This is a genomic window from Acidithiobacillus sp. (assembly GCF_023255755.1).
Taxonomy (GTDB): Bacteria; Pseudomonadota; Gammaproteobacteria; order Acidithiobacillales; family Acidithiobacillaceae; genus Acidithiobacillus.
Map to the genome: position 1 here is coordinate 25,346 of NZ_JAGDVS010000185.1, position 9,605 is coordinate 34,950.

At 57.0% G+C, this 9,605-nt stretch carries 7 protein-coding genes; 1 reads left to right on the forward strand and 6 read right to left on the reverse strand.

Going from position 1 to position 9,605, the window contains the following annotated elements; genetic code table 11:
• Positions 1 to 29 precede the first annotated feature (29 nt).
• The 3 genes from Q0C48_RS13160 to Q0C48_RS13170 form a co-directional block, all read right to left on the reverse strand.
• Complete coding sequence (locus Q0C48_RS13160) at positions 30 to 437, reverse strand: hypothetical protein (protein WP_291525089.1); 408 nt, start codon at positions 435 to 437, stop codon at positions 30 to 32.
• A 70-nt stretch (positions 438 to 507) separates the two neighbouring features.
• A complete protein-coding gene (locus Q0C48_RS13165) occupies positions 508 to 1,998 on the reverse strand; it encodes a flagellin (RefSeq protein ID WP_291525090.1) in 1,491 nt (496 codons plus the stop codon).
• 102 nt (positions 1,999 to 2,100) lie between these two features.
• On the reverse strand, positions 2,101 to 6,687 hold the full coding sequence (locus tag Q0C48_RS13170) for a glycosyltransferase (protein WP_291525091.1): 4,587 nt from the start codon (positions 6,685 to 6,687) through the stop codon (positions 2,101 to 2,103).
• Between the two features lie 252 nt (positions 6,688 to 6,939).
• Between Q0C48_RS13170 and Q0C48_RS13175 the strand changes: the two genes are divergently transcribed.
• Complete coding sequence (locus Q0C48_RS13175; RefSeq protein WP_291525092.1) at positions 6,940 to 7,077, forward strand: hypothetical protein; 138 nt, start codon at positions 6,940 to 6,942, stop codon at positions 7,075 to 7,077.
• A 24-nt stretch (positions 7,078 to 7,101) separates the two neighbouring features.
• Here Q0C48_RS13175 and Q0C48_RS13180 read toward each other — a convergent pair whose 3' ends face one another.
• The 3 genes from Q0C48_RS13180 to Q0C48_RS13190 form a co-directional block, all read right to left on the reverse strand.
• The gene (locus Q0C48_RS13180; protein WP_291525093.1) at positions 7,102 to 7,365 is read right to left on the reverse strand and encodes a hypothetical protein; all 264 of its coding nucleotides are present in this window, start codon (positions 7,363 to 7,365) and stop codon (positions 7,102 to 7,104) included.
• Between the two features lie 67 nt (positions 7,366 to 7,432).
• The gene (gene flgL / locus Q0C48_RS13185; RefSeq protein WP_291525095.1) at positions 7,433 to 8,719 is read right to left on the reverse strand and encodes a flagellar hook-associated protein FlgL; all 1,287 of its coding nucleotides are present in this window, start codon (positions 8,717 to 8,719) and stop codon (positions 7,433 to 7,435) included.
• 11 nt (positions 8,720 to 8,730) lie between these two features.
• Positions 8,731 to 9,605: flagellar basal body rod C-terminal domain-containing protein (locus Q0C48_RS13190; protein ID WP_291525097.1), on the reverse strand; the 875-nt coding region annotated here is incomplete at its 5' end.

The window sequence follows — 9,605 nt, forward strand, 5'->3', positions numbered from 1 at the left end:
ATCGTTACTCCTTGCCTGCTCTCATTCGCTCAGGCCTTTTCGTTCATCAAACTGCCCGGTGGTATGCCACCCCCCGTTGCTGCGCTCTTTAATATTTGCTGTACGGGCACATAGTATTTAAAAAATATTTGCTTGGTCGCCTTATCACTGAGCATGATCAACACCTGACCGGGGTGATCACCATTCGGATCAAGACCCGCTTCCAAGGTTATCGAAGAACTTTTCGGTATGTTTTGTTGCAGTTTTTTAACCGCGGCATTCAACTGTTCTGATGTGATTTTCGGGATCGATGTGGTGGATGCCTGACCTTTTGGTGGCTTAGCCGCTGTGGTCAACCCCACGTTTTTTTGCGATTCTCCCGCAGCAATCGCAGCGCCGTTTCCAGACGCCGTCTGCGGATTAGGTGCATGACCATTACGGATAAGCGTTGCATCCATGAGACACCTCCGCCGAGCGAAAACCCCTCCCGGCGTTTGCCGGGAGGGTAATCACCAAGCCCGTTAACTTTTACGGTATGAGCTTGAGAAAGCTCTGCTGCAAAGAATTTTCCTGCGCCAGGGTAGAAATACCGGCCTGTTGCAGAATCTGGTACTTGGTCATCTGCGACGTCGCCTGCGCGATGTTCGCATCCTGCACCACCGACTGCGCCGACTGCAGATTGGTCGCCGTGGTCTGATCGTTGGCGACCGAGGCCTGAATCCGGTTTTGGATGGCACCGAGGGCACCGTTTTGCTGGTTGAGCGTGTTGATGGCTTGGTCTACTACAGAAATGGCCTGTTGGGCTCCTGCTGCGGTAGATACGTTAACGGTCGATACAGCCGTAAGACTACTAATATCCTTCAGTCCAATCTTAGAACCTCCGGACAGCGCGTAGCCCTGCGTAGATTGGAACTGTACAGCGCCTTGCACCAAAGCAACTCCCTCGCCAGTACCACTGCTTAATGTGGTTGATGCGGTACCCCCAGCCGCGAGTGTGCCTGAACCACCGAAACCTGAGAACAGCATGTTTTGGCCATTGCTCTGGGTAAGCACCAGCTGGTTGGACGAATTTACGCTGGCCGCGACGCCGGTTTGTGCCGTAGAGTTATTGATTGCAGAGACCAGCCCGCTCAATCCCGTTGGATTCACTCCGGTGACATTGGCTGAAATATTCACCGTATTAGATGCCGCCCCAGAGGTTCCATTACTCAATGAAAAAGCAAATGACCCGCTGGTCACCGTGAACGCAACACTATTGGTTGCAGTCGCTGTGACACCTGTCGATTGGGAAACCGCATTCACACTAGCAGCAATATTATTCGCCGATTCGTCGGCAGCAACAGTGACACTGCCAGCTCCAGCGGAGCCAGATATGCTTACCGATCCAGCGGTAAAGTTGCCGCCACCACTACTGATGGTGAACGCACTACCCAGAGTATAACCTCCATTGGTGAATGCTCCGTTTGTGCTATACACAGTACCACTTGAAGCAAGCGTATTATTGCCGATAGCATTACTCTGTGAATTACTGATTGAAACGTTGATGATCTGATTTGCATTAGATCCAACTTGGAACTGTGCACCGGAAAAAGTTCCGTCTAACAGATTCTGCCCGTTAAACTGGGTTTGCGTGGCAATCGTCTGGACCTGTGCCAATAACTGACTCACTACGCCCTGTAATGCCTGACGATCCTGTGAAGTATTCGAAGCATTCGCTGCCTGCACGGCCGTCGTACGAATCTGCTGCAACAGGCTGGTCTGGTTCTGAATAGCACCGGTGGCCGTCTGCACCAGGGAGACACCCTGATTACCATTGGACACCGCCTGGTTCAAGCCATTGATCTGCGTCTGAAAGCGCTGGGCGATGGCGTAGCCGGCGGGGTTATTGGCAGGGCCATTGATGCTCTTACCGGTGGAGAGTTGCTGCAGATAGGTGTTCAAACTGCCTTGGGTACTGTTCAACGCATTGATCGTGTTCAAAGCCGAGGTATTGGTATTAAGAATTCCTGAAATTGCCATGGTAATGCTCCTTTCTTAGGGGTGAGGTGGCATCCTTGCCGTTCATGCGGGTGAATCCCGCATGTCATTCATAACGGCACATGGCATTAAAACTTGAGCCGCTCAAGGCAACCACGCCTGCAGCCAATCGTCGAGACGATCTTCCAGCATCCAACGTGCCCGCACCTGATCGCGCAGAGCATCGCCGGCGGCGGCAAGCGCTGCCCGGTCCGAGATAGCCTCCCGGATTGTCTTCATCCAGTCGCGATACCGGTTGGCCACCCGCCAGACCGGGAAATCTCCCTGATAAGGCGTAATATTCGAGCAGACCACGGGAAAACCCAGCACGCCGTATTCCAGTATTCGCAGATGGCTCTTGGCGTCGTTGAAGGGGTTTTCTTCCAGCGGCGCGATGGCCAAATCCAGATCGAGGCTGGCCAGTTTGGCGGGATACTGCGGCAACGGTACGCCGGGGTGAAATTCATGCACATAAGGGCGCAGGGCCTCGGGACAGAGTCCAAAAAATACCCACTCCACCGCGTTGGCGAGATCACGCACCACGTCAGCCACCAACTCCAGATCACCCGTATGCCCTACCCCGCCGGCCCAGCCGACACGCGGCCTGGCACCACCACGGCGACGCGGTAGCAGATCGCCCCAGACCACCCTTTCGACGCAGTTGGGCTGTACGCGCACTTCATCGCTGAAGCCCTTGTAGGCCTGCGCCAGCGGTTCGGTAGCCACCACCAGACGATCACAAAGACCCGCTGCTTTGCGGAAACGCTTGGCGATGTCTTTGTGAATCTGTCCCTTGTGTACGCTTTTTACGGGCAGATTGGTGATAAGGTCGTCAATCTCGAAGACGCGGAAGGCTTTATGGAGGCGTTTGTGGCGCTCCAGCGCTTCGATTTGCGGCCATTCCATCTGCCGCTGAAGGACGATACTGTCGGGGGAAAATCGTTCCATTTCGGCTGGCTCAAAAATCCGCATGGTCTCCCAGCCCTGCACCTTTCCGGCCGCTCGCAGCGCCCGCATGGGGCTGATGATGCGGTATTCACCGCAACCCTCACGGTCGGCGGGATGAACGAGAATGCGGGGGCGAGGCCGCCATTCCGGGTCCCAGGTGAGCGCCGACTGATCTTCCAGGAGGAAGTCGGTGCTGGCGAGACTGAGGTGCCGGTTGTATGCCGGATCGAAGGCGAGTTGCGGCAGCCAGCGTTTATAAAAAGCTTCTTTCTCGGCGGCGAAACGGGCCAGTTTATCTTTATCCGCTTTTTGCTCCACCGCGCCTTTCTGACTGGCGGAGCCTTCGTGCAGCAACATGGCCCAGGGTGTCCAGACAATTTTATGCCCTGCCTCACGGACTCTCAGACAAAGATCAATATCGTTGTAGGACACTCTGAACTGCTGCTCGTCGAGTCCGCCCACCTCTTGATACAGTGCCTTGGATATGAGCAAACAAGCGCCGGTCACCGCCGAGTAATTCTGCGTGAGCATAGCACGCCCAAAGTAACCACGATCCTCTGGCAGATGGCCGATAAAGGGATGTTCTGCAGGCCCCTTCATGCCCAAAATCACCCCGGCATGCTGACTTTTGCCGTCAGGATAGAGCAGCTTGGCACCCACGATGCCCACTTCCGGGCGCAGGGCGTGGCTGACCATTTCGTCCAGCCAGTCCTCGTGCAGAGCCGCCGTGTCATTGTTGAGCAGCAGGATATATTCACCATGCGCCGCATCCACCGCCATATTGTTCATGGCCGAGAAGTTGAAGGCGCCGGGATAGCGCAGCACTCGCAAACGCCCGCCCATGCTTTCTTCCTGCGCTGTCAGCATATCCAGATAAGTACGGGCTTCTGCATCGTCACTATCATTATCAATAATCAGGACTTCATAGGCGGGATATTGGGTTTTCTCGATCAGAGATTCGATGCAACGCTGTAAAAAACCTAGTTGATTGCGGGTGGGAATGACGATGGAAACGAGGGGTGTCGCACTCAGGGGATAGCGCACACGGGTCGACGGTGGAAATGGGCCGGGTTGAACCTCCGCAAGAATTTGCAAGCGCTCAAAGTGCCGTTGCAGCGCCTCGCGACCAGCAGCAAGAATTTCTTCAATCGACTTATTACAATGACCGCTGCCCTGACGACGGTGATAAAGCACTTCGGGGATATGACCGATACCCTCATCGCCAATGCGCTCCCAGGCGCGCAGGAGGAAATCATAATCCTCGGCGCCATCAGCCTGTGGATCAAAGCCACCGAGGGCGTCAAAGAGCGTCTTTTTAATGAGCATCAGGCCACCGACATAGGGCAGACTACGCAGATAATCCAGGTTGAAATCGGGTTTACAGTGGGGGTTAACGTGCTCGCCTTCCGCAGTGAGAGAGTCTTCGTCGGTGTAGATAATCTGCCATTCAGGATGATTCTGGATGGATTGGGCAAGGCGGAACGTGGCATCGGGGGCGAGTTCGTCACCGGCGTCGATGAGGCCGATCCAGTCAGCGTTGCTGCTAACCAGTATTGGGTTTACATCAGCCACGAGATTGTCACCGTCCATCTGATGTGTGACGGCCAGCAACAACTCACAAGTCATCCACTGAGCTTGCAAACTGTTCTTAGTGGTCTGCGACAACCGGCGGGAGTGAGACATCAGGGCAAGGGCCACAACAGGCAAAGACTGGTTGGAAGCCTTCCACGCAGCAATGGCTTCATCAGCACATATCTTTTCTGAGGGCAGAAAACGGCCCTGCGGTAACCATGACGGAGTTAAGGCGTCGGGCGCTGCTGATATCTTCAGTACATCCGTCGAAGTGAGAGTCGGGCTAGAAGCGGGTGGCGGCGGGGTAATTGCTGTAGCCGTCTCGGCCCAACATGGCGAAACACTTTCCATAGACAGGCGAGTGAAGCCACCGAGTTGCAAGCGAGCGCGCCAGGAATCGGTCGGGCGGTGTCCGAGTTTTTGCAGCGTTGCCGTGATAACCGGCGCGGGAGCAATGGCCTCCATACAGAAGGATTTACTGAACTTGCAGCGCGGATTATTATTGGGCGCAGGTAGCTCGTGCAGGCAACCGGCGCAATCCACCGGAGAGCGTACGGCGGCCTGATCTGCACCAAACGGTATGCGCAAGCGTGGATCGGCCATACCGTAGAGGCCAACTGCAGGTGTACCAACGGCGGCAGCCACATGCAGCAACGCCGAGTCGGGGCCGACAAGCACATCAGCTATTGCCACAGCAGCAGCTGTTTCACGCAGGTCGAGGCGCCCGACTAGGTCAAGCACTCGGACAGCAGCGGCAGGATGGAAATCCGCCCCGGCACCCACGACAACGATCCCCACATGAGGATCAGCATTCAGAGCAGCAATAAGCACCTGCCAATATGTAAACGGCCACGATCGATCGGGCGTGGCACCCATATGCACCGCGACCAGTCGGGACACGGACTGCCAGGCATCACCGGATTGCTCCAACAGACTGCCGACGATCTGGTAGTCGCGGCGATCCAAATGCAGTTCCAGCGTTGGGTTAGGCAGGGGCACGCCGGCAGCGGCAGCGTAGGCGGCGAGGATGTGTTGTTTGGGTTGGCGCTCATAGGCCTCGTCGAGATTGATGACCAGGTCGTCGGCGCGCGGACGGAAGCCCGACGAAGTCGCCATGAGCAGATCCACATGCGGATTTCCGGCAAAGGCCTCGTCAATATCGGTAGACACAACCAAGGTGTGGTCAGGGAACTTATCCCGAATCGCGCGGACGATCGGTGTGGCCTGCAGCACGTCACCGCGAGCGTAACGGCGCTGCACTACAACCCGGGAGCGGCGTGGTGCTTCGCGCGGTTCGGACAGAAGCATGAGGTAGTCCTCGTCCCAGTCGGCGTCTATTCCCTGCAACGGCGTTATACGACCAGTGCCATCCAGTGCATGCTCATTAAAACGAGGGCGCCCCTGTCGCCAGAAGTCAATTTGCCCGAAATGCGGTTCGAGGAATGTTCGGATCCGTCGGTAGTTCCACGCACTCCAATGGTGAGGGTTAAGATGAAAGCCGTGCCAGCGCTCGCAGGGCAGCGACACGAGCATGCGTCCGCCGGGCGCGAGCCGATGCTTGAGCTCCATGAGAAAGCGTTCGGGATCAGGCGTGTGCTCGATGGTTTCGAGCGACAGCACCCAGTCGAATCCGGTATCTGGCAATGTCTCCAGCAGACCGAGGTGGAAGCGGGCACGGTTTGGCGGATTCAGGCGGCGGGCGAGTCCGATGGCCAGGTCGTCCAGATCGACGCCGACATAGCCGTTCACGCCCGCTTGCCTCTCCAGCAGCCAGGCGGCACCAAAGCCGGGGCCGGTGGCCACTTCGAGCACGCATCCGTTCTGCACCAGGCGTTCGACCCACTGGTAGCGGTTCAGAACCTGGGCGGTGGTCCAGTAGTTTTCCAGGCCAGGGATCGAGCGGCCATTGAGCAACTGCTCGGTCGGCGCGCCGAAAACAGACTGGAAGGACCCATTGGCGATGACTTGTCCCACTGCCGGTCTGCCGCTCCACAAGTCCAGCACATGACGGCTGGTCTGGGCCAGCAGCGCATCCGGCCAATCAGCGAAGGCATCTGGCCAGACTAGCCGGTTTGTTGCAAGATCGATCGGCAGTGCCAGCGCAGGAACAAGGCGGCCCGTTTCCGGCAAATGGAAATAGAGGTCGGCGTGGGGCTGGAGTGCGCCGTCCACCAGAAGAGCATCAAAACGTATCGAGCATAATTCACTTTGACAATTCGCAAGCTGGGATAACGTCTGACGTGAATGCAGCTGGCGTGCGTCTAGCTTAGAATCAAAGCCAAAGTTGCTTAAAGTGTCCAAGCGCTATCCTTTTTAGAATTTGGAGTTAATTAAATATAAAAAAATCAACCCATGCACCTGCGCAAAGGCCTTCTGCACCACCTGTAAGGCAGTGGTACTCTGCTGACGCCAAGTAATCACCTGATGACAACTAACGTCCGCCAGATTACCGCGATTCGTCTAGAACTGCTGGGTAAGGCTGGCATTAAAGCCCTGCACGCTCTAGGCCTGTTGCGGTTGCGAGCCGATTTGCAGCTGAATACCGAGCAAAGTCGCCTGTGACTGATTCAGAATGGTCGGGCCTTATCAATGAAACAAATCTTCAATACGCTCAGCACTCAGGATACGATCCGACCAAAGCAACAAGGTCTCCGCATCCGCGCTCTCTATCCGCTCCCTATAGGCCGCAGCTAGTTGAGCACCATATTTGCGGTCTATTTGGCGGAGCAGGACCTTTGCCTCACCTATCTGCAGCCCCTGCTGCACGCCCTGCCGCACGCCCTGCTGCAGGCCTTGCTGTAGGCCCTGCCGCAGGCCTTGTTCCGTAAAACGTTCTGCGAATCTGCTCACTATCTTCACCCCCTCTGGATAACGTCGGCCATACTTTAGTGCAACTTCGCCTTAATCCGGTCCGCCATCAAATATAATTAAACAAACTCAATCCCTGTACCTGTGCAAAGGCCTTTTGCGCCGCCTGCAAAGCGGTGGTGCTTTGTTGAAACTGGGTAATCACTTGCGGGTAGCTGATATCAGCCAGGCTGCCCTGCGTGGTTTGAAATTGCTGGGTAAGATTGGTGTTCATGGTCTGCACACTCTGTGCCTGTTGCAGTTGTGATCCGATCTGGCTCTGGGTGCTGAGCAGAGTGGTTTGCGACTGACTGAGATTGGCGAGAACGTTGCTGATATCCTGGGCGCGTTGCGTGTTGGCGCCCGGCGATCCACCGCCCGCCTGAAAGGCCGTGATGAGGTTATTAAAGGTCTGAAACAAGCTCTGCGGCTGAGCGGCGGCAAGGATAAACGAAGCGCTCTGCCCTATGCCCGGCTGTCCGTTGGTGGGCACACTGATAAAGGGGCTGCTGCCTGGTGTGCTGGGTATGGCTATGCTCTGGCCCGGCGTGTAGCTGCCGGATACCACTGTCCCGGAGCTGCCACTCCAGCCTGATGAACCCACCTGCCCCGTGCCGCTGCTCACGCTATAGGTCAGTCCGCCGGAGCCATTATTGCTGATCGTCACCTGATACTGTGCGCCATTCACCACGAACTGGTCATTAGCGGCGGCCTGATTCAAAACGCTTCCCGGTCCCAGAGTGGTGGTCCCCACATCGGTGGCGGTACCACTCACCGTAAAACTGCCATTTCCCGCCGGGATATTCATAAAAACCGAATTCCCCGCCTGCGACACCGGCGCCGTCAGCCCCGGTCCAATCTCTAGGGTTTTTTGGCCGGAATCACCCAGATACCGCACCTGGTTATTACTCTGCAATTGAAATGGCGTCACACCCGATTGCGAACCAGCAAAGACATAGGTGCCATTGGCATCCTGGGTATTCGCCATCTGCACCAGTTGCTGCAAGTTACCTTGCATGGTAGTCACCGCATTCTGCAGATCGCTGGGGCTGACGGTGGCGTTGTTCATCTGCACCGCCAGTTGCTGCACCTGATTGATCAGGGTCCCAACGCCCTGCAGGGCACTGGAACTCAGTTGCAGGTTCTGCTGGGCATACTGATTACTCTGCTGGTAGCTGCTGAGGTTGGCGATCTGACTGTTGAGGTTGAGCACCTGGGCATTAGCCACCGGGTTGCTCGCCGGGTTGATCAATGCATTGCCGGTGGAAAGCTGCTGACTGAGGGTGTTCAACGTGCTCTGCTGGTTCAGCATACCGCTTAGACCGCTTTGAAAGAATTCAGAAGTGCTGACACGCATGTTAAATCTCCTTACAGGGCCTGAATGAGGGACGTGAACAGCGTGTTCCCCACCGAAATAGCCTTGGCAGCGGCCTGATAGGCCTGTTGATAGAGGATCAGGTTGGCGGCCTCCTGATTGAGATTGACTCCGGACACCGACTGCTGGGAGGCCTGTGCCTGCTGCAGGACCGTCGCCTGGGCTTGCGCGTTGGTCTGCGCCTGCCCGGCCTGGGACGCCACTTGCGTGATCAATTGCGCCGCGCTGCCATTGAAGGTCGCGCTGCCATTACTCATGACCTTGCCGGTAGCCAGCGCGGCCATGGCCTGCGCATTGCCATTACTACCCACGCCGCCCGGACTGAGGGTAAAGGCGTCGCCCGATGCCGCCAGACTGCCGCTGAGGTTCACCTGCCAGTAGCCGCCGGGCGGGTTGGGATTCTGGATAGCGATGCTGGTACCCGACCCACCCAGAGACACGCTGCCACTGGTGATCACCCCGGCGCCCCCACTCCCCGAGCTGATCTGAAAGTTGACGGCTGCGCTGCCCGACCCGCCCTGCGTGAAGATGACCTGCAACGGCGTCGGGAAACTGGCCAGCCCGGAGACCAGCCTGGCACCGGAACCCGTGCCACTCACATACTGACCTGCGGACAGGGTCATATTGCCGAGATTGGTGTTGACCAGGCTGCCGCTGACCACCTGCCCCGGACTACTGACATAGGGGCTGGCGGCGGCGATGCCCGAGGGATCGGTCATTACGGTCTGCATATTGCTGGCGCCCAGACGGGTGGGCTCGATGAGAAAGCTATTGCCGGAGACCGCGCCCGAGACACTGACGCTGAAGCCCGAACTTCCGAAGCTCAAGGTAGTCACACCGCTACTGACGCTGCCGCGGGTGGTGGCCA

Coding starts and splice junctions, on each gene's coding strand:
- Q0C48_RS13160 (WP_291525089.1), bottom strand. CDS start 437: ATGGATGCAACGCTTATCCGTAATGGTCATGCACCTAATCCGCAGACG.
- Q0C48_RS13165 (WP_291525090.1), bottom strand. CDS start 1,998: ATGGCAATTTCAGGAATTCTTAATACCAATACCTCGGCTTTGAACACG.
- Q0C48_RS13175 (WP_291525092.1), top strand. CDS start 6,940: ATGACAACTAACGTCCGCCAGATTACCGCGATTCGTCTAGAACTGCTG.
- flgL (WP_291525095.1), bottom strand. CDS start 8,719: ATGCGTGTCAGCACTTCTGAATTCTTTCAAAGCGGTCTAAGCGGTATG.